17 protein-coding genes are annotated in these 19,564 nt (G+C 57.2%); 8 read left to right on the forward strand and 9 right to left on the reverse strand.

The window, feature by feature from the left end; all coding sequences use genetic code 11:
• Positions 1-20 precede the first annotated feature (20 nt).
• Positions 21-587: a GNAT family N-acetyltransferase gene (locus U6G28_05185; GenBank protein WRS31077.1), complete on the forward strand. Its 567-nt coding sequence runs from the start codon at positions 21-23 to the stop codon at positions 585-587.
• Positions 588-744: 157 nt separating this feature from the next.
• Here the strand turns inward: U6G28_05185 and U6G28_05190 are convergent, their stop codons facing one another.
• Complete coding sequence (locus U6G28_05190; protein ID WRS31078.1) at positions 745-1,407, reverse strand: DUF5701 family protein; 663 nt, start codon at positions 1,405-1,407, stop codon at positions 745-747.
• Between the two features lie 45 nt (positions 1,408-1,452).
• Here U6G28_05190 and U6G28_05195 point away from each other — a divergent pair, with 45 nt between their 5' ends.
• Positions 1,453-2,265: a fructosamine kinase family protein gene (locus U6G28_05195; protein WRS31079.1), complete on the forward strand. Its 813-nt coding sequence runs from the start codon at positions 1,453-1,455 to the stop codon at positions 2,263-2,265.
• Positions 2,266-2,377: 112 nt separating this feature from the next.
• Here U6G28_05195 and U6G28_05200 read toward each other — a convergent pair whose 3' ends face one another.
• Together U6G28_05200 and U6G28_05205 are read right to left on the reverse strand one after the other, a co-directional pair.
• Positions 2,378-4,957 carry an MMPL family transporter gene (locus U6G28_05200; protein WRS31080.1) on the reverse strand — a complete coding sequence of 860 codons (2,580 nt, stop codon included), beginning with the start codon at positions 4,955-4,957 and terminating at the stop codon, positions 2,378-2,380.
• A 5-nt stretch (positions 4,958-4,962) separates the two neighbouring features.
• The gene (locus tag U6G28_05205; GenBank protein WRS31081.1) at positions 4,963-5,475 is read right to left on the reverse strand and encodes a gamma carbonic anhydrase family protein; all 513 of its coding nucleotides are present in this window, start codon (positions 5,473-5,475) and stop codon (positions 4,963-4,965) included.
• A 50-nt stretch (positions 5,476-5,525) separates the two neighbouring features.
• Between U6G28_05205 and U6G28_05210 the strand changes: the two genes are divergently transcribed.
• The 3 genes from U6G28_05210 to U6G28_05220 all read left to right on the forward strand — a co-directional run bounded on the left by U6G28_05210 (position 5,526) and on the right by U6G28_05220 (position 7,980).
• Positions 5,526-6,473, forward strand: coding sequence for a rhodanese-related sulfurtransferase (locus U6G28_05210; GenBank protein WRS31082.1), 948 nt, complete (start codon positions 5,526-5,528; stop codon positions 6,471-6,473).
• Positions 6,474-6,640: 167 nt separating this feature from the next.
• On the forward strand, positions 6,641-7,129 hold the full coding sequence (locus tag U6G28_05215; GenBank protein WRS31083.1) for a helix-turn-helix domain-containing protein: 489 nt from the start codon (positions 6,641-6,643) through the stop codon (positions 7,127-7,129).
• Positions 7,130-7,170: 41 nt separating this feature from the next.
• Positions 7,171-7,980: an IS3 family transposase gene (locus U6G28_05220; GenBank protein WRS31084.1), complete on the forward strand. Its 810-nt coding sequence runs from the start codon at positions 7,171-7,173 to the stop codon at positions 7,978-7,980.
• A 60-nt stretch (positions 7,981-8,040) separates the two neighbouring features.
• Here U6G28_05220 and U6G28_05225 read toward each other — a convergent pair whose 3' ends face one another.
• Together U6G28_05225 and U6G28_05230 are read right to left on the reverse strand one after the other, a co-directional pair.
• The gene (locus U6G28_05225; protein ID WRS31085.1) at positions 8,041-9,222 is read right to left on the reverse strand and encodes a YibE/F family protein; all 1,182 of its coding nucleotides are present in this window, start codon (positions 9,220-9,222) and stop codon (positions 8,041-8,043) included.
• Positions 9,223-9,463: 241 nt separating this feature from the next.
• On the reverse strand, positions 9,464-11,839 hold the full coding sequence (locus U6G28_05230) for a glycogen/starch/alpha-glucan phosphorylase (protein WRS31086.1): 2,376 nt from the start codon (positions 11,837-11,839) through the stop codon (positions 9,464-9,466).
• A gap of 405 nt (positions 11,840-12,244) precedes the next feature.
• Here U6G28_05230 and U6G28_05235 point away from each other — a divergent pair, with 405 nt between their 5' ends.
• Positions 12,245-13,507, forward strand: a complete 1,263-nt coding sequence (locus U6G28_05235) for an AGE family epimerase/isomerase (GenBank protein WRS31087.1) — start codon at positions 12,245-12,247, stop codon at positions 13,505-13,507.
• A gap of 153 nt (positions 13,508-13,660) precedes the next feature.
• Here the strand turns inward: U6G28_05235 and ppk2 are convergent, their stop codons facing one another.
• Positions 13,661-14,518, reverse strand: coding sequence for a polyphosphate kinase 2 (gene ppk2, locus U6G28_05240; GenBank protein WRS31088.1), 858 nt, complete (start codon positions 14,516-14,518; stop codon positions 13,661-13,663).
• 148 nt (positions 14,519-14,666) lie between these two features.
• Between ppk2 and U6G28_05245 the strand changes: the two genes are divergently transcribed.
• A complete protein-coding gene (locus U6G28_05245; protein WRS31089.1) occupies positions 14,667-16,001 on the forward strand; it encodes a hemolysin family protein in 1,335 nt (444 codons plus the stop codon).
• A 48-nt stretch (positions 16,002-16,049) separates the two neighbouring features.
• Here the strand turns inward: U6G28_05245 and U6G28_05250 are convergent, their stop codons facing one another.
• On the reverse strand, positions 16,050-16,754 hold the full coding sequence (locus tag U6G28_05250; GenBank protein ID WRS31090.1) for a MarR family transcriptional regulator: 705 nt from the start codon (positions 16,752-16,754) through the stop codon (positions 16,050-16,052).
• Positions 16,755-17,145: 391 nt separating this feature from the next.
• Between U6G28_05250 and U6G28_05255 the strand changes: the two genes are divergently transcribed.
• Positions 17,146-18,570, forward strand: coding sequence for a methyltransferase (locus tag U6G28_05255; protein ID WRS31091.1), 1,425 nt, complete (start codon positions 17,146-17,148; stop codon positions 18,568-18,570).
• Between the two features lie 45 nt (positions 18,571-18,615).
• Here U6G28_05255 and U6G28_05260 read toward each other — a convergent pair whose 3' ends face one another.
• Together U6G28_05260 and U6G28_05265 are read right to left on the reverse strand one after the other, a co-directional pair.
• Positions 18,616-18,750, reverse strand: a complete 135-nt coding sequence (locus tag U6G28_05260) for a hypothetical protein (GenBank protein ID WRS31092.1) — start codon at positions 18,748-18,750, stop codon at positions 18,616-18,618.
• 97 nt (positions 18,751-18,847) lie between these two features.
• On the reverse strand, positions 18,848-19,423 hold the full coding sequence (locus U6G28_05265; protein ID WRS31093.1) for a TetR/AcrR family transcriptional regulator: 576 nt from the start codon (positions 19,421-19,423) through the stop codon (positions 18,848-18,850).
• Positions 19,424-19,564: the final 141 nt, after the last annotated feature.

The raw sequence follows: 19,564 nt of genomic DNA on the forward strand, positions 1-19,564 counted from the left end.
AACTGTGAAATGCTGAGCGCATGAAGCAAGCCAGTGAGCACCCCTTTCCTGAAACCTTCGAGACAGAACGGCTGATCCTACGCAAGTGGGAGGCAACCGACGCCGAAGACCTCTACCGGTACGCCTCGGACGAACTCGTCGGCCCGGCTGCGGGTTGGCCTGCGCACAAGTCAGTGTCCGAGAGCGCTCAAACAATCAGGGGCGTGCTATCGAACGCGGGAACGTACGCGGTGACACTGAAAGAGACGGGCGAGCCAATCGGAAGTGTGGGTCTAACAACGGCTCCGTTCGGCGAAGTCGGGGATCTGGAACTGGGCTACTGGATTGCCGCTCCCCACTGGGGAAACGGATACGTGGGCGAAGCCAGCAGTGTACTGATTCGGTACGCGTTCGAGCAACTGAGATGTCCTGTGGTCTGGTGTGGCGCGTACGAGGAGAACACCAAGTCTCGTCGCGCCCAGGAGAAACTCGGCTTCAAGTTTGACCGAGTGGTCTCGGGCCACCCGGTCCCACTACTAGACACAACCAAGACGCTGATCGTTACCAGGATGACCCGTGAGGACTGGGAAGCTGAGAATGGCAGCTAGGGTGTGTCTCCTAGGTTCCTGCTTGCTGTGGTGACCGGGAAATCCGTGCTTGCTACGTTGTCATCTTCGGCTTTGCTACCAGCAAAGCTTCCTTTTCCGCCTTGCAACCACGAATTTCCCGGGCATCCTCGCCTGAGCACAGACCTAGGAGACGCCCCTAGTTGCTAAACTCCCTATTCGCCGCGTGAGCAATGCCTAGCCAGGTGTGGCGATTGTTCCACCAGCACCATCCAAGCTTTGGCGCGTTCTTCCGCCCAATACCGTCGCGACCGGTACCGTTGCTGATCCATAGCGCGGGGGTGCGCGCGTCAAACCCACCTTTGGATTTCCTTTTTCGCGACGCGATGGTCATGTAGCAGAAGTTCCGTTCAAGCACTTCAGGAGCCTGGATGGCGAGGAGTGTTCCCTCGACCATGGATAGCGCAACGCGTTTCTGCGCTGTTATGGCAGCGAGGGCTTCGGCAGGCGAGGCGTTGCCAAACTCGTCGCCGCGCTGTGGACCATGTGCCAGATACCAGGATGACTCAGGGAGATTGAGTAGTTTCTGGTCAGTGCCCTCGAAGAGCGCAAACTGGTCCGCGTCGGTGAAGTCCTCAACAACGAACCCAGGCTTGTCCTGGTAACGAAGCAATCCCACAAGCTCGGTGTAACTCGCTGGCGATCCTGTCGGCACCAGGAGCGCGCCCTCCGCTTTGTGGAAGTGATTCGCTGCGGCCCTCGCTGACTGGTCTGACAGGCCGAACTGCGCCGGAACTCCGAGAGCGATGAGATGCTCTGCCTGTTCCTGGGGGCAGGGAAGGTTTGCGGGTTCGAAGGACAAGTTCTCTCCTCAGGTAGTTGTGGTTTGATCGTAGTGGGAGGTCGAATGGACAGGTACTTGCTTCGGCATAAGCCGTCGTTCACAAAGTGGGCATCCGGTGATCATTTGGGACGGCCCTTGTATGAGGCCGCTGGATTGAGCTGGTTGCGAGATGGCGGAGCCGTAACTCCCGCAGTTCTTGAGGTTTCGGAAAGTCGGCTTGTCACCGAGTACGTGGACGAGTGGCGGCCAACCGCCGAATCGGCAAGACGCCTCGGCAGAATGATTGCCAGGATGCATGCTTCAGGGGCTCCCTGGTATGGGGCACCTCCCTCCAGATACTCGGGGCCGGCCTGGATTGGTGATGCTGCCCTAAAAGTTCAGCAGACCCTGCCGCAAGAGAGTAAACGCTCGTGGGGCAACTTTTATTCCCGACTGAGGATTCGCCCATACCTGAGCGATGTCTTTGATAAGCGTGAGCAGGACGTGATCGAGCAACTGTGTCAGGCACTCGAGTCCGGCGTGCTGGACCATGACGAGCCCGAGATGGTGAGGCGGAAAGGTGATTGTGTCTCTCGAATTCACGGCGACCTCTGGAGCGGCAATGTGCTGTGGGGGAAGAGGGGCCCGGTCCTAATTGATCCCGCAGCTCAGGGAGGTCACGCAGAAGAGGATTTATCGGCGCTCAGAACGTTCGGGTGTCCATACTTGGAACAGATCATCGCAGCGTACCAGGAAGTTTCACCGCTCGCGGATGGTTGGGAGGACAGGGTGTACTTGCACCAGATGCACATCCTGATGGTGCACTGTTACCTCTTCGGTCGGAGCTACGTTCCCAGAACAGTTGAAGTCGCCAGAAACGCTCTTTCTCTGGTTTAGGCGCTTTTCGACTTGGGCTGCAGCGCCCCATAGGGGCGGTTCCGGCGATTCCTAGGTGGGTCTATCGCACCCGGAAAGCGAGGCGGGGCATCGCGATCCGGGTGCTCCACTCCTAGTGGTGTAGCCCTACTTTCTTGTACAGCTTCGCGAGTGGCTTTGGCGCCCACCAGTTCCACTTTCCGAGCACGGTCATCGTCGCTGGAACTAGAAGCATACGGGTCATGGTTGCGTCGACGGCGACCATCACGGCAAGGCCAACACCGATCTGCTTGATCGCCAGCATGTCTCCCATTGCGAAGCCTATGAACACCGCGATGACAATGGCTGCCGCCGAGGTGATGATTCGTCCTGAGCGTTGGAGACCTAGAGCGACGGCGTGATCATTGCTCTCGCCCTCATCCCAGAACTCTTTGATTCTGGCTAATAGGAAGACTTCGTAGTCCATCGACAACCCGAAACCAAATGCAATCATGCAGACGACGATGAAGGTTTGTAGGCCCGGCGTTGCCGGAACCCCCAACCAGCCGTTCTCGAAAATCGCGACCGTAATGCCGAGTGACGCGATGATCGAGAGACTGTTGATGAGGATGGCCTTGAGCGGAACTATGACTGATCCCGTCATTAAGAACAGCAGAATCATTACCGCGATCGCTACAAACAACAGGGCCCAGGGAGCATCGCTGAAGACCGCGTCACTGAAGTCAAGTTGGTTTGCCGCCGAACCACCGACCCAGATCTGGGCATCGTCGGTCACAAGAGCGCGAATTTCCTTCACCAGGTTCGTGACTTCGACCCCCGATTGATCTTCGGCCGCAATCTGAACGTTGATCAGAGTCATCCCGTCGTGATCGGGAAGACCCTCGACCGTAACTCCTTCAACGTCGCCCAGAGACTCAATCTTGGCGACGAACGAATCGACCGTCTCCGAGTCTTGCGGGGCGTCGGCGACTGCCTGGATAGCGGGTGTCGCCAAGTCTGGATAGTCATCCTGAATGGTCTCGTAAACGATCCCAGCATCGGACGTGGCGGGAATGTTATCCGTCAGGTTGTTTCGCATCTGAAGGTCACGGATCGGGGAAGCCATGGCAACCAGGATTATTAGCACTGCGATCATTACTGACCAGGGACGTTTCTGTACCCATCGAGCGATCTTTGAGAAGATCCCGTGATCACTCGATGAGTCACCGACAGCACGCATCAACTGACCAAGTCCTGGGACCTTGGTGAGTGGGGACGGCTTGAGGAGCTTGTCACCAAAGAGCGTCAGTAACGCGGGAATAAGCGTCATGGCTGCCAGCACCGCGAGAAGTGCAATCAGAATGCCACCCCATGCGATTGTCCGAAGCATGTGGATATTGATGAGGAAAATCCCGCCCAGTGCCACGGCAATGGTTATCGCTGAGAAGAATACTGTTCGTCCAGCACTTGCAACAGTTTTCCGCACTGCTGGGACAACGATCTTCTTGCGGTATGACTTCCGGTCCGAAGGAATCAGTTCTGCCGGAGTCGCCTCAAGTAGGGAGTATCCCTCCTCCCTAAATCGGGAAACCACAAGCAGACCGTAGTCAATCGAAAGGGACAGCCCGATGATCGAAACAACGTTCAAGATGAAGGCATCGATGGTAGTAACCCAGGTAGAAACCCAAAGAACGCCCATTCCAACCGCGATGGCGCTTACCGCTCCGATCAGTGGTAATCCGGCAGCAATCGCGCCACCAAAGACGATGAGCATAAGCAGAGCAGCTACCGGAAGACCTAAGGACTCACCCTTAAACAGGTCCGACTGGACTTGATCGTTGACCGCGGCCCCAATAGCTTCAGTGGACATTTCGCGAACCTCAGCACCGGGGAACTCCTGGTGCAGAGCCGTGCGGTACTCGTCGAGCGCATCAAGGAAGGCGGTCCGAGCCTCTTTTGATGCCGCTCCTTCTTCAACCTCGTCGTGGGTCACAATGACAGCGAAACCGTCCTTGTTTTTGGAAATGAGCGCGGCCTCTTGCTTGTCGGCTTCTTTCTTTTGCTCGAGGGCTTCAGGGGTGTTCGCGGCCTCCTCAGCCGCCGCCTCAACCGCGTCGGTGACCTGCGTGGTCACCTCGGCCTTCGCCTGTTCAAGAGCGGCCTGGGTTTCCGTGTCTACCTGCGCCAGAGCTTGGTCTGCCTGCGCCTGAGCCATCGCCTGCGCCTCGGGACCCATTGCGGCGGCTGCGTCCACCTGCGCCTGAATCTGGGCTTTGGCCTGGTCAGCGCCAGCCTTGATCTGAGCTTCGACATCGACCAGCGCCGACGCGATCTGGTTCTCGATCTCTTCCTCGATCTGGACTCTGGCCTCTTCTTCGGCCTCCACTCTCAGTTGAGCGATCGAAAAGGCGTCGACAACGGAATCGACGTCCTCGGTCTCCAGAAGCTTTCGGTTGTTGTTGGCAAACTCCTTGGTCACCGCAGCTTCTGTGTCGACTCCTGAGACGATGAGCATGCTCGTTGGGCCGGAACTAGAGCTCTCACTCGTGTACTCCGTCACCTGGTCCGATTCGCTACCAGGAATGCTGTACTCGCTGGTTTCCATTCGCTGGAACAGACCACCGTGGCCGAAACCCAACAGCGCGGCCGAGGCTGCGACCGCGATTATTACCAACCAGGAAATGATGACGCCCCAGGCGCCTCGAGTGGTTACCTTACCCAAAAAACGGAACATTAGTTCTACTGATTCCTATATCTGGCGGCGAGTTCCTGGTAGCGGAAGGCGTTCTCATGAACGCGCTGTGCTACCTCAGGGGTTAGTTCACCGCGGTCCTTTGCCGGTACTCCGGCGACGATATGTCCCGGTTCTACTGAGCGCCCTTCGAGAACCAAAGCTCCGGCCGCGACCATCGCACCGCTCCCAATACGGGAACCGTTTAGCAGTCGTGCCCCCATGCCAATTAGGCATCCGTCTTCAACGGTTGCGCCGTGGATGAGGGCAAGATGCCCGACTCCGACGTTCTTACCGATGACGGTTGGAATACCCGTGTCAGTGTGGACAACTACGTTGTCCTGAAGGTTACTTCCTGCTCCCAACTCAATGCGATCCATATCGCCGCGAAGTACCGCGCCGAACCAGATCGACGCGCCCGGACCGACTCGAACGTCGCCGATCAGAGTCGCATTGGGGGCAAGCCAAGCAGTGGGATCAACCTGCGGAGTTTTGCCCTCGAACGGGATCAGTAGTGCCATTACTTAAACCTATACGACCGGTAGATTTCGGGCACCGATAGGATTGTGAAATGGCCGAACCAAAGATACTTCTCTACTACGTCTTAGCACCTGTGGCGGACCCGGACGCAGTGATGCTCTGGCAGCGTGAACTATGCGAAAAACTAGGTCTGCGGGGACGAATCATCATCTCACCACACGGCATAAATGGCACGGTTGGTGGAGAACTGGATGCCTGTAAGCAGTACATCAAGCGAACCAAAGAGTATGCGCCGTTTCGCGGGATCACGGATACGGTGAAGTGGTCCGAGGGCACGGGTTTTGACGCAGATCAACCCGAGTGGAATCGTGGTCGTGATCGGCGTGCTCCGTGGAAGAGGATTAGCGATTTTCCTCGTCTGTCAGTGAAAGTCCGCCCCGAACTGGTCGCGTTTGGAACGCCGGACGAGGTGAAGGTTGGCCCGGGCGGAGTCATTGGTGGTGGTGAGCATCTAACGCCTGCCCAGGTAAACGAACTGGTCGAACAGAGAGGGGACGAGGTCGTCTTCTTCGATGGGAGAAATGAATGGGAAGCTCGCATCGGCAGGTTCAATGACGCCGTCGTTCCCGACGTTGAGACCACCCACGGGTTTATCGAACAGATCGAAAGCGGGGCCTTTGACGACCTGAAGGACAAACCAATCGTCACCTACTGCACCGGTGGAATCAGATGCGAGATTCTTTCAGCCCTTATGAAGAATCGTGGATTTTCCGAGGTTTACCAGATCGACGGCGGTATCGTCCGATACGGAGAAACCTTTGGAGACCAGGGGCTATGGCAGGGATCGCTCGCTGTCTTTGATGGGCGCGAAACAATCGATTTCTCGCCCGAGACCAAAGTGATCGGCGAGTGCGACGTTTGTGGTGCACCAGCAAGAGATCTGGGGAACTGCGCAGATCCCTTGTGCAAAGCCCGTATGGTCGTTTGCGAGGATCACGCTGCAGTAGAGAACCTGTGCGTGGAGCACATGTTGGCCTGAGTTCTCGTCTCTTGTACTCCAGGCTTCCTCCCTCAGGGTTTGCCAATCAGATAGGGGGCCAACACGCCGAAAAGACGGCGCGAAAAGGCCCCTATCTGATTGGCAAATGAACTGGTCCCCGGAAGTTGGACTGAGAAATCAGATACCGACTTTCGGGGAGCTTTTCTATGCGAACACGTTCACTTCTTTCACCCAACCAACGAGAACTCGCGGTTGACTATTTCGAGCAGGGGTACGGCGCGGGCGCGACCGCAAACCGTCTGCGAGTGCCCATGGATCGGGTGCGCATGTTGTATGAGCGTTGGCGAATCCATGGCAGATTGTGTCTTGTGGAGAAACCAACAAAAACTGCGTACTCGTATGACCGTAAGAAGGAGATCGTTGATCGGTTTCTGGCTGGAGAGTCTAAGCGTGCCCTGGCCGAGGAATTTCAGCTCAGTTCGCCGAACTTAGTCAAGAACTGGGTGCACAAGTATCGAGTTGAGGGGGAAGACGGACTGCGGCCTAAGCCCAAGGGCAGGCCGAAGGGAGATCCTGATGTTCCCCAGCGGCCAGTTTCTGAGCTGGAACGCGTGCAACGGGAGAACGTGCGGTTGCGGGCGGAGAACGCGTACCTGAAAAAATTGCGGGACTTGAGGGATCAGGGGCTGCACTAAAAACACGTGCTGTAGCCACTCTCAAGGACGACTACGATCTGTTGGTACTGCTCGATGTCGCAGGGCTTGCCAGGTCAACGTTCTATTACCACCTGGCCAGACTCGACGGCGCAGACCCGCACGCGGAATTGAAAGCAGCGGTCGAAGAGATCTTCGAGCACAACAAGTCCCGGTACGGTCACCGCCGCATCCACATCGAGCTGCGTAAGCAAGGGTGGCAGGTCGCGAAGAAAACCGTGTTGAAAACGATGCAGGTCCTGGGGTTGAAACCCAAAACGCGTAGCCGTAAACGCTTCTCCAGCTACAAGGGCAACGTCGGCAAGATCGCCCCGAACCTACTTAACCGCCAGTTCTTTGCGGATCGCCCGAATGAAAAATGGGTGACGGACGTGACTGAGTTCAAAGTAAGGGAAGCCAAGCTGTATCTGTCACCGGTCCTGGATCTGTGCGACCGCTCTATCGTTGCGTTCGCCACGAGCCAGCACCCAACAGTGGAGTTCGCGGTGTCCTCACTGAGGGACGCGCTCGAACAGCTCCCAGAGCACGCATCGCTCCTGGTCCACAGTGACCAAGGATTCCATTACCAGCACGCGCACTGGCAACAATGCCTAGCAATGGCAGGCGCTGCGCAGTCGATGTCCAGGAAGGGCAACTGCCTGGACAACGCAGTAATGGAGAACTTCTTCGGCCACCTGAAGGAAGAGATGTTCCACCATGACTCCTTCGACAGCATCGAAGACCTCGAAGCCGAGATCCACGCATACATCGCCTGGTACAACACCGAGCGCGTCTCACTCACACTTGAGGGCATGAGCCCGATGGAATACCGTGCTCATGCCCTCGCCGCATGATGCTTTAATTAAGCCGTCCAACTTCCGGGGACCAGTTCAAAACCCTGAGGGAGGGGAGTCTTAGACGGGTTTTGGTTGGTTCCCATTCTTAGGGCCCCCAGCGAGCGCCGCTGCGATCGCGGTAGTAAGAGGGATCGTCAGGACCAATCCGATCGAGGCCACCCCGATGGACACCAGTTCGCTTGCCACATCGCTGAACGACACCCACTCAAGTGCCCCGTAGTCCATAGAACCAACCAGGAGAAGGAGCGCGAGTGCGCCACCGACGTACGCAAATGCGATGGTGTAGACCGTTGAGGCGATGTGGTCCCGGCCGATTCGCATCGCTCTGGTGAAGATGCTCATCCGCGAATCACTCGGGGCCGCTTCACGTAGTTCCCAGACTGCAGAGGCCTGTGTGATCGTCACGTCGTTAAGTACGCCGACGCCGCTGAGGACCATGCCGCAGAGCAGAACTCCACGCAGATCAATCCCGGGAGTCGTCGCGGCGAGTACTCCCATTTCCTCATCGAACTCGGGTGTCAAAATGGCCGAGGGAATAGCCCATGAGGCAAGCACAATCACCACTGCTACGCCCGCAAATGTTCCAAGTAGGGCGGTCGTCGACTTAACAGATATTCCGTGAGCCATGTACACGACCACGAATAGAATGAGGCTGGCCGTCACCAGTGCAACCGCTAGAGCAGGGCGTCCCGCCAACAGTGCGGGCAAAGTGAAGAACCAGACCACCGCGAGGCCGGCGATCAGACCGACCAGGGCTGCCACGCCTTTGAACCCCGCCACCGCCACGACGCAGACCGCAAAGATGGCACCAAGGATCAACAGGGTGTTGGTCCGGTGGAAGTCCATGAAGATGTAGGCCGGTTGGCCGAGGTTGATTGCCTCCTGCGTCTGCGACATCAGGGTGACGCGGTGGCCGACTATCTCCGGCCGCGCAATTGAGGGGTTCAATTGAACGTCAGCAACCTCCCCGGTCCCGTCAATCTTTACCGTCGCCGTGGCGGCAATGCTTACGTCGTCGGGGTCTCCGGACTCATAGCTAAGGATCACTGCGTTGACGGTTTCCGTCCCCGGATGAGTGACGGGACGTTTCTCGGGCAGATCAGAGGCGCTGGGCCACAGCACGACAGTTGCGACGACGGTCGCCACAAACAACAAGGTCAGCGTGATCGCGAGTCCGACCACAACCCAGTGAGAGGCGGGAGCTTTCCCGCCATGACCGTGGCTATGTGAGTGAGACACAAGGGGAGTCTATCGTCACCGTCAACTCGTGACTTGCCAATCAGATCGGGATGCGACACGCCGCCAAAACCTGCGAAATAGGCCCCGATCTGATTGGGGTACCGAGGAGCCAAGCAGGGTCCAGATTCTAGCCCCGCCAGTTGGTTCGTGACTTGCCAATCAGATAGGGGTGTTGCTCGGCCGAGTTTGCCGCGTGTCGCCTTCCCGATGTGATTGGCAAATGGGAGAGGTTAGGAAGGTGCTAGGCGATTGGCTCCGGTTCCAACTTCCAGACCTGTTCAGCGTAGTCGCGGATGGTTCGATCAGACGAGAAGCGCCCAGACTCACAGATGTTCACCCAGCACATGCGAGCCCAACCTAGCTGATCGTCGTGGTAGTCCGCTGCCATCTGGTCGCGCATCTCGCGGTATGAGGCGAAGTCGCCCAATAGGTAGTAGGTATCCGCAGTCTCCCAGGATGAACCATCGAGTAACGAGACATAGAGATCATGGAAGTCCCCGTTGCCTCCGTCCCGCAGAGTTCCGTCGACAAAGGAATCGAGCACTCTACGTAGTCCCGGTACGGTCTCATACTTCTCTCGCGGGTTGTACGTCTTGCGCAGTTCCGGTAATTCCTCTTCTTTCGCTCCGAAGATATACGCGTTGTCCTCCCCGACCGCCTCAAGGATCTCAACGTTTGCGCCGTCCAGCGTTCCCAGGGTCAGCGCCCCATTCATCATGAACTTCATGTTCGAGGTGCCCGAGGCCTCTTTACCGGCCGTAGAAATCTGTTCTGAAACGTCCGCGGCGGGAATAATGTACTCAGCGGGGGTCACGTTGTAGTTTTCTACGAACACGACCGCCAAGCGTCCCTTCATGTCCGGATCGCCGTTGACGATGCGGCCGACCTCATTGATCAACTTGATGATCGCTTTGGCTCGCCTGTATCCGGGAGCCGACTTGGCCCCGAAGATGAAGACGCGGGGTTCGACATCCAGTTTCGGATTGTCCTTCAGGCGATAGTACAGATCGAGGATGTACATGGCGTTCAGGAGTTGGCGTTTGTATTCATGCAGGCGCTTAATCTGCACGTCATAGATGGCATCCGTCGGGATCACGTCGCCCTGACGGTGCTCTAGCCAAGTCGCGAACCGCTCCTTGTTGTCAGCTTTGATCTCAAGCAACTCACGCATCAGATCATCGTTGGCACCCAGCGGCAACAAGGTCTTCAGCTGGTCGAGGTCAGTGACCCAGGCATCCGATCCCAGTTCACGCGTCAAAAGCTCCGCAAGCTTCGGGTTGCAGTTGTTCAGCCACCTTCGCTGGGTTACCCCGTTGGTCTTGTTGTTGAAGCGCTCCGGCCATAACGCATACCAATCCTTTAGCGTGTCGCGCTTGAGGATTTCCGTGTGTAGCGCCGCCACACCGTTGATAGAGAACGAGGCGTAGCAGGCGATCCATGCCATGTGCACACGACCGCCAGACACGGGGGCCATGTATTCAATGACGCCGGGGTCGACATTGAGCTTGCCGAGTTCCTCGCGGAACCGACGGTCGATCTCCAAGACGATCTCAAGGATACGAGGGAACAGTTGCTGGAAAATCGAAATCTCCCAGGTTTCAAGCGCCTCGGCAAGGACAGTGTGGTTGGTGTAAGCAAACGTACTCTGAACAATTCGCCAAGCTTCGTCCCACCCAAGTCCTTCCTCGTCCATCAGCAGTCGCATCAGTTCGGGGATGGCAAGTACCGGGTGGGTGTCATTGAGTTGCACCGAGTTGAGCTCTCCGAACTTCGAGAAGTCATCGCCGTGCGATCTCATATAGACCTCGATAATGGTCTGAAGGGACGCCGAAACAAAGAAGTACTGCTGGCGAACGCGAAGCACTTTACCCTCGTACGTCGTGTCGTTCGGATAGAGAACGCGACAGAGGTCTGCGACACGCTCACGTTCGACGATGGCGTCGGTGAAGCGCTGGGAGTTGAACGCGTCGTAGTCGAACTCTTCAATTGGCTCCGATTTCCACAAACGCAGGGTGTTTACGTTCCTGGTTCCGTATCCAACGATTGGCATGTCGTAGGGAATCGCCCGAACTTTCATGTCCGCAAAGTTGATGTACTTCGCCTGTTCTTCGCGGCGGATAACGAAGGGGTAACCATCTTCCATCCACGGGTCCGGGTGCTCGTTCTGAAATCCATCGTCGATGGTCTGACGGAACAATCCATATCGGTAGAGGATGCCATAACCGGTAACCGGCAGGTTTAGAGTTGCGCAGGAGTCTAGGAAGCAGGCTGCTAGTCGCCCGAGACCCCCGTTGCCGAGTGCGGCATCATGTTCGGCTTCTAGAACATCAGATAGGTCTTGGCCGCAGTCCTTGACGGCTGCGGCAACTTCGTCCAGCATTCCCAGGTTCACTAGGTTGTTGAGTAGGGCGCGTCCTTCCAGGAACTCGGCAGAGAAGTAGTGCTCCTGCCGTCCCTGTCGGTATCGACGCGTGGTCGAATCCCAGTCATCTGCGATCCTATTAACGACGAAGGCCGACAAGCCCTCCCAGAACTCTGCGGGGGTGGAGTTCGGTGAACTCTTACCTGAGGCTGCACGAATGAACCCACACAGATTTGTCGTGAGGTCGGTTGTCATGGAACGTCTCCTAGCAACTTCTTTCCTATAGCACTTGCGCCGGGCAATGCGCCGTCGCAATTTCAACCCACAATGAGCGTGATAGCAAATCCACTCTAGCGTCTTCGGAAACGGTTCCGGAAACGGATCAACTGGCGGTACGTCCGGACATCTAAGCCAATTAGCTGGCGTGGTTTCGATTGTCTGTGGCTGCGGGGTATCTGACTGGTCTCGCGGGCGGAGGATTGTGGGTTGCCTCATCGGCCATCGGGCGCATTGCGGGAATTGCAGTCGGGTGGCGGCGCCGCGTCGGAACACACCAGTTTCTGCAGCCAAGCCCGCACGCAGTGCCACAGAGCCATTTCTAGTTGGCACTAGAATCGACGTATACATCGTCGAGTTGATCGTTTGTCAAGGGAGATCTAAATGGGGGAGCAGTCGTCCAAGAATGTTGCTGTCGGTTGTGACAGGGATTGTAAGAACCCGTTTGAGGATCGGGGCCACCTCGCTTGGCTCGATGCCGAGCGGGAGGCACTCCTTGATTTCTATCAGCCGAACGTTCGTCTGAAGTCTGGCGGGTATGCGTACTTAGACAACGTGGGCAAACCGATGGAAGAAGAAGGGGCACAGCTCTGGCTCGGAGCGAGGATGCTGCACTGCTTCTCTCTCGCGCACCTGCTCGGGCGTCCAGGTGCGTCCGAGATCGTTGAGCACGGTCTCGATTTCTATGTCGACGGAGACGGGTGGGACTCTGAATACGGCGGTTTCTATGCGACAGTAGGCGGCGCAAATCCTTCAGATCGCAAGGAACTCTATGGGCAGGCACAGATGCTGCTAGCGGCATCTTCCGCTTTTGTCGCTGGATTCGACCGCGCACCGGAGCTGTTCGACAGGGCAGTGGAAACTGTTGAGCGCTATTGGCGTGAGGAGGAGGGACGCTGCGTTGAGGGCTACGATCGTTCCTTCACTGAGCTCGATACCTATCGGGGCCAAAACGCAAACATGCACCTGACAGAGGCATACTTGGCCGCGTATGAGGCTTCCGGAAATGCAGTGTTCCTGGAACGTGCCAAGAGGATCGCAACATTCATCGCTGGGCGCGCCGCTTCGCCTGAGGAGGGAGCTTGGCGCCTTCCTGAGCACTTCGACGACCAGTGGGAACCAGCGTTAGAGTTCAACCGAGACGAGCCTCGTCACCCCTTCCGGCCATACGGTTCGCAGCCGGGACACTGGCTGGAGTGGTCCAAGCTGATCCTCCAACTACGTGGGCTTGGCGTGGACGAACCATGGATGGTCGCGGCGGCAACCAACCTATTCAACGGTGCCTTTCAGGATGGCTGGATGCCCGCTGGTGGTTTCTGCTACACCGTGGATTGGGACGGGACACCGGTAGTTCGCGAAAAGTACTTCTGGGAAACGGCCGAAGCAATTGGTGCTGCGCGTTATTTGGCCGAAGAGATCAATGACCCTAGTTATGGCCAAACATACGTGGATCTCTGGGAGTGGACCGACCAGAACCTGGTTGATCACGTTAACGGAGGATGGTTTCCCGAACTGGGAGAACACAACGAGCCCGTGGTGTTTACGTGGCCTGGGAAAGCCGACCTCTACCACGCGTTTCAGGCGACGTTGTACGCGAGACTCCCGGAGGACAAGGGACTCGCAGCTTGGGCTGCCGAGCAGGGTTAGTTCCCGGCGTATCTGCGGTTAGGAGGGTCTTGGACGGACGGGACCCGTCTTGGATTCTTAGGCGCCGTGAAGATCGCTTGTGCCGACGGTGATTTAGGCTCTCTTTCGCCGCGTCCCGAAGGGAGGACTGCTGAGCGTTTGGGCGGGAGGGGTCTAGTCCTCAGTGTCGTGCAATGGTGTGCCTCGTGCCGGTTTTCTGATCGTTGCGGCGTAGTCGGGGACATAGTTCGATACAGACACGGACGGCCTGCGGTAGCCGAACCCTTCGGGGCGTTCAGGCATGATGATCGGCTCTGGCGAGGGAAGCTCCTCGTACGGCAACGAGTCCAACAGATGGTGAATCATATTGAGGCGCGCGGCCTTCTTCGAGTCCGAGTGCACGTGGAACCAGGGCGAGGTTGGGGTGTCGGTATGGACCATCATCTCGTCCTTAGCACGCGAGTATTCTTCCCATCTGGTGATCGACTCAAGGTCCATGGGAGAGAGCTTCCACTGTCGAAGCGGGTCATCCAATCGCTTCCTAAATCGTTTGTACTGCATCTTGTCTGAGACAGAAAACCAGTACTTGCGAAGATGGATTCCATCCTCAATCAACATCTGTTCGAAGATGGGGCACTGGCGCATAAACAGCATGCTTTCCCTCGGGGTGCAAAAGCCCATAACCTTCTCAACTCCCGCCCGGTTGTACCAGGAGCGATCAAACAAAACAATCTCTCCCGCTGCCGGCAAGTGGGCAATGTAGCGTTGGAAGTACCACTGAGTCTGCTCGCGTTCGGTTGGTGCGGGTAGAGCTGCGACCCGGGCGACGCGGGGTGAAAGATACTCGGTGATGCGCTTGATGGTTCCGCCTTTGCCAGCGGCATCGCGCCCCTCGAATATGATGACTATTCGCTCACCGTTCTCTTTGACCCAACGTTGCAACTTCACCAGTTCGCCCTGTAGGTGAAGTAGCTCAGCCTCGTAGGCTCGATTTGACAGCTTTGTCGTCGCCGGAATGTTTGTGTCGCTCATGTCACAAAGGTTAAGGGAATGGGCTTCCGTGCGCGACAGCAATTACGCATGAGTCAATTCTTATGGGTTTCTTGACGTAGCGGTCCAGTCCCGATTCACTGGAATACATGGACGATGACTGTAGTGACGCCCTGTTCCTCCTGGCTACATGTCGAGCAGCCTGATGGACCAAGATACTTGGCTCAATATTCTGCTGGTCGTCGTCTTTGTGCTCATTGGCGGTGTTTTTGCCGCGACTGAACTGGCGCTTGTGTCACTACGCCAAGGTCAGATCGACCGCATGGAGAACGAGGGGGGACGCGCCGCTCGAACAGCGTCCCTTGCACGGGACCCCAATCGATTCCTCGCCGCAGTTCAGATCGGCGTCACAGTTATGGGATTTCTTTCCGCAGCGTTCGGTGCGGCAACTCTGGCCCCGGACTTCGCGCCGCTACTGGTGCAAATTGGAATGTCCGAGTCGGTTGCCGCCACAGTTTCCCTTGTTCTGCTGACGCTGTTCATCGCCTACCTTTCATTGGTTTTTGGCGAACTGGTTCCAAAACGAATCGCGCTCCAGTACACGGAGAAGGTCGCCAAGTTACTCGGGCCACCCCTTGACTACTTTGCGCGGCTAATGCGGCCGGTCGTCTGGTTGCTCTCCGTTTCGACGAATGGAGTGGTACGGCTACTGGGCGGGGACCCGGACGCTCGCGGCGAGGAGATGACTGAGGAAGAACTCAGGACTATCGTTGCGGGTCATCAATCGCTGAGTCCCGATGAACGGAAGATCCTCACAGACGTGATGGACACCGGGGACCGGACACTGGAAGAAGTCATGACGCCTCGTCCAAGTGTGACCTTTATGCCGGCGGATCTGACTGTTGGGGAAGCGCGTGAGGTGATCCTAAATGCACCGTACTCGCGCTACCCGGTTGTGGGAGAGAACTTCGACGATGTGCTCGGATTTCTGCACGTGCGTGATCTTCTGGGAGCTTCCGAGGAACAGCGCGTTAGAAGCCTGATGCGAGAGGTCCTGCTACTTCCCGCCACCAATCGCGTGCTACCGGTGCTGACACAGATGCGTGCCGAAGGAATGCATATCGCCGTGGTGGTGGATGAGTATGGCGGCACGGACGGCATCATTACTCTCGAAGATTTGGTCGAGGAGCTAGTTGGGGAAATTCGCGACGAGTACGATCCGAACGTGCCGCTCTTTATGAGGACGAGCGAAGGCATTCTCAGGGTTAATGCTGGACTCACGATTGAGGAGTTTCAGGAAGTTACCGGGGTTGAACTAGAAGATGGAGAGTACGAGACCGCTGCCGGCTACGTCTTAGAGAGGCTCGGGCGCCTCGCAAAGGTGGGGGATGAGGTGGACGTGGCGGGAACTCGGATTGAGGTTGCGGCGGTGCAGGGCCATCGGATTCTCGTGCTGGATGTTGCGAAACGGTCGGGACCCAACACGAAAACGGGGGGCATGGCGCCCGGTCCTGTCCCTCGGTGAGGCTCGCAGTGGCGCTTTGGAGATATTCGGTTCGGGGAATGCTCGATGTTAGTTCTCGGGATCAGTGCCGTTCTGGGGGAAATCTTCGGGAGGGAATCCACCCGGTCCAGTCCCTCGGTGAGGACCGTGATTTCGATCGTCGCGTCGGCCTCGCCCTCGATCGTCTCCGCGAGGACCGCGGCGTCTGCCTTCGCCATGAGGGCCACGTCCGCCCCTACCTCCATGTTCTCCATCTTGGTGACGACGGTCATGATCAGAGCCGGGTCCGTGGTCTCCTCGACCATGTCCGTGTCGGCGCAGGGCAGAGGGGTCGAAGTCCTCGTCGACGCCAAGTTGATTCTTCAGAGCGGCATTTACTCGGTCGAGGTAGCCTGCCATGTTTGCTTGCTCTGACTGATCGAGGCAATCGAACACATTGCCAAGAGGCGAAGGGTGTCCTTGCTGCTGCAGGGCACGTCCTTTGTCGGTCAGCTTGACTAGCATGACGCGGCCATCTTCTGGAGACTGCTCGCGGGTTATGTACCCTTCTTTGGTCAGCTTTGCCAATGTCTCATTTAGCGACGCGGGGTGCAGTCCCAGCACATAGGCAAGATCTTTGGTAGCGATCTTGTCTTGAAGTTTCAGGGCTGCGAGCACTCGGCCTTGCCCCTGCGACGGGTCGGACCTTACATCACTTGCTCTGCGTGCCTGCCTGCGTTGGTATCGCAGTAGTCCAATAGTTTGCATCATTTTTTCGTTTAGTTCCTGATTCACAGTGGAATCCTTTCTGGTAAGAGTCTTGATTTATTCAAGTCCGAATGGGGCCCGTTCGACGGGTACCCTGTGAACAGAATACAAAGGGTACCCTACAATTTGTCAAGAGTGATCTGGCCCACTGGTGGCGAGGATAGGCGTTGCGCGATTATCCGCCAGTGGGGCCGGTTTGTCCTTCGGAAACGGCATGGTCTCGGACGAGGAGCGGCCACGCCGGCAGATATTGTGGGCTTTCAGCCCACTGCACCCCACCCTCACGGCAGAGTATCTGCTATAGCGGCCCGCTATTCCTCGTACACCGCATCGTTTCGGATGAAGAATGGCCACCATGGCAGATATTGGGCCCCAGCTCCTTTCGGGTCTGCGTCTCTCGGCGACTTACCCTTGGGTCATGGTCGACAAACAAGACAAAATAGAGCGTGTGGAGTTTCCCTATCAACTCCTTCGGCGTTGGCCCGATGCTGAGGCTGAGAACCTGTGTGCCTCTGACGCGACTGACCGCTTGCTTATCGACCTGGCTGCGCCGACTATCCGCAGTGCGGCACCCGGTTCTGTGGTAATCATTGGTGATCGATACGGAGCCCTAACCCTTGCTACGCTCTCTCTCGGCGCGACCGGAGTGCGGGTTCACCAGGACTCCTTCGCCGGACAACTAGCTCTGGCGGCGAACGAGGAGGCTCTGCGTGGTTCTGGAACGCATGCGCGTATCGGCTCCGATCGCTCAACTCTGGACGAGATGCCTCCTCCTGCAGAGGGCGGCCCTGTGGGTGAGGCCGTAGGAAACGGAGTCCAAATAAAGAGATGGCTCGGGAACGAAGCCGCGACGGAAGGAGCGCAAGCAGAGGGCAGGCCTATGGGTCGCCCGGTGGACGGTGAGCCTCGGGTCAGCGAGGGGTCCGCCGGTTCGCCTGCGGTGGAGGCGGTTCTTGCTGACCGTGAGTTCACGGGCTACCCACTTGACTCATCTTTGCTCACGGATGCTCGGGTAGTGCTGATTCAGCTTCCCAAGGATCTGGATCAGTTTGAGCACTGGATTCGGCTGGTTGCGGCCTACGCTGCTAAAGATGTTCGGGTCTATGCGGGTGGGCGTACTAAACATATGACCAAGGCGATGAACCAGGTCTTAGAAAGGTTCTTCTCCAATGTCTCTGCGTCGCGTGCGCGCCAGAAGTCTAGGGTGTTGTTTGCATCAAACCTGCGACTACCTCGACCGGATGCTACAGACGCTTTCGCCGAGACCTACGACCGCGACCTGGACCTCTGGGTCTGCTCTGTCCCGGGATCGTTTGCTTCGGGGAAGGTAGATCATGGCTCCCGGTTCCTGATTGATTTCATCAGGACGCTTCCCGAACCAAGACCGGAGAGCCAATTAGTCGCTGCAGATCTGGGTTGTGGGACTGGTGTGCTTGCGACTGTCCTTGTCCGGTCCCGTCCCCTCGGCTTAAGCACGGGCTGCCACGTGATTGCGACAGATCGCTCAGCCGCGGCGGTGAAATCCGCGCAAGCCACTCTGAGAAAGAATGTGCCCGACGGCGATTGGGAGGTGCGCCAGGACAACGCGCTGTCTCAACAGGCCGATCACAGTCTTGATCTGATTGTTTGCAATCCTCCGTTTCACTCGGACGCGGCCGTCTCGACTGAACTTTCGGAACTACTATTCGCGGATGCAGCGAGAGTCCTGAAGCCCGGAGGAATCATGTTGACAGTCTTCAACTCGCACCTTCCGCATCGAAGAAGCCTTGAGCGCATGGTTGGTCCGACTAAACAGTTGGGACGCAACTCAAAGTTTACGGTCACACAGTCCATCAAGAGGTAGAGGAGGGCTCGAGGTCCTCACCTCCGGTTGGAATGTCGGTGATCACTAGGCCCGGGGTTCTACGTTCGCGAATGCGAGGTCGGCCAGGTGATTCGATTCGTCGGTGCGGATGGTGTCTGTCACGTTGAGCAGATGCCGGCCGTCCTGAAGCTCTGTGGAACCGCATCTATATAGTGTCATGACGGCAATCTATTACCTGATAGATTTAATATCTATTGGGTGATGGACAACGAGAGGCCGGTCAATCCTTTGGCCGCTAAGCCGCCTTAGCTGCTAGTTATGCCCGGTACTGTTCGAACCCAGCGAAGACGGTGTCACGCACCTGCTTCCAGTCTGATGCGTAGTCCGAGATTTCGGTCGAGCGTATCCAGCTAAAGCGGAGGCCGTCAACAACCGTTCCGAGCACAGTGAGCACTGCCTCGGGGTCACGAGGATAGTCTTTCTTGGCTAGCTCAATCGTCTCGTCAAGATGTCGGGACTTTCGTGCATACCATCCGTAAGCAGGGTGTTCCGGAGAGCCCAAGGCCTGTGCTTCCATGATGTCGAAGCTGCGGTTCTCCTTTGCCCTGGACATTGAAACCTTTACAACCGTGTCCGCCCATTCCAGCAGTGTGGGATTATCGGGAATCGCCGCGAGGAAGGCCGCGCGCTCTTCTTCTTCGCGCTGGTCCAGAACGGCTTCGAGTAGGGGGGTTAGGCCGTCAAAATAGTGCAATACGCCGGGGGCGCTCATCCCGCAATAGCGTGCAACTGCCCGGAAACTGAGTCCTCCAGTCCCCTCTTCGGTAATCATTTGCCGCGTTTGGCGCAGTATGAGGTCGCGTCTTTCATCGGGTGCCAGTCGGCGTGCCATAACCCTCCTCTTCGGGAAACTAGTGCGAATCTAGGTCTTGTGCCTGATCAATGCAACTTCGGGCCGATGGTTACGGGGCGAACGGGCACATTCCTACAGCCCGCAACCTGCACTAAATATCATATGTTAGATAGCTGGAAC

The sequence above is a fragment of the Actinomycetaceae bacterium MB13-C1-2 genome (assembly GCA_035621235.1).
In the GTDB taxonomy this organism is placed as follows: Bacteria; Actinomycetota; Actinomycetes; order Actinomycetales; family Actinomycetaceae; genus Scrofimicrobium.

Coding starts and splice junctions, on each gene's coding strand:
- U6G28_05185 (WRS31077.1), top strand. CDS start 21: ATGAAGCAAGCCAGTGAGCACCCCTTTCCTGAAACCTTCGAGACAGAA.
- U6G28_05195 (WRS31079.1), top strand. CDS start 1,453: ATGGACAGGTACTTGCTTCGGCATAAGCCGTCGTTCACAAAGTGGGCA.
- U6G28_05200 (WRS31080.1), bottom strand. CDS start 4,957: ATGTTCCGTTTTTTGGGTAAGGTAACCACTCGAGGCGCCTGGGGCGTC.
- U6G28_05205 (WRS31081.1), bottom strand. CDS start 5,475: ATGGCACTACTGATCCCGTTCGAGGGCAAAACTCCGCAGGTTGATCCC.
- U6G28_05210 (WRS31082.1), top strand. CDS start 5,526: ATGGCCGAACCAAAGATACTTCTCTACTACGTCTTAGCACCTGTGGCG.
- U6G28_05215 (WRS31083.1), top strand. CDS start 6,641: ATGCGAACACGTTCACTTCTTTCACCCAACCAACGAGAACTCGCGGTT.
- U6G28_05230 (WRS31086.1), bottom strand. CDS start 11,839: ATGACAACCGACCTCACGACAAATCTGTGTGGGTTCATTCGTGCAGCC.
- U6G28_05235 (WRS31087.1), top strand. CDS start 12,245: ATGGGGGAGCAGTCGTCCAAGAATGTTGCTGTCGGTTGTGACAGGGAT.
- ppk2 (WRS31088.1), bottom strand. CDS start 14,518: ATGAGCGACACAAACATTCCGGCGACGACAAAGCTGTCAAATCGAGCC.
- U6G28_05245 (WRS31089.1), top strand. CDS start 14,667: ATGTCGAGCAGCCTGATGGACCAAGATACTTGGCTCAATATTCTGCTG.
- U6G28_05255 (WRS31091.1), top strand. CDS start 17,146: ATGGTCGACAAACAAGACAAAATAGAGCGTGTGGAGTTTCCCTATCAA.
- U6G28_05260 (WRS31092.1), bottom strand. CDS start 18,750: ATGACACTATATAGATGCGGTTCCACAGAGCTTCAGGACGGCCGGCAT.
- U6G28_05265 (WRS31093.1), bottom strand. CDS start 19,423: ATGGCACGCCGACTGGCACCCGATGAAAGACGCGACCTCATACTGCGC.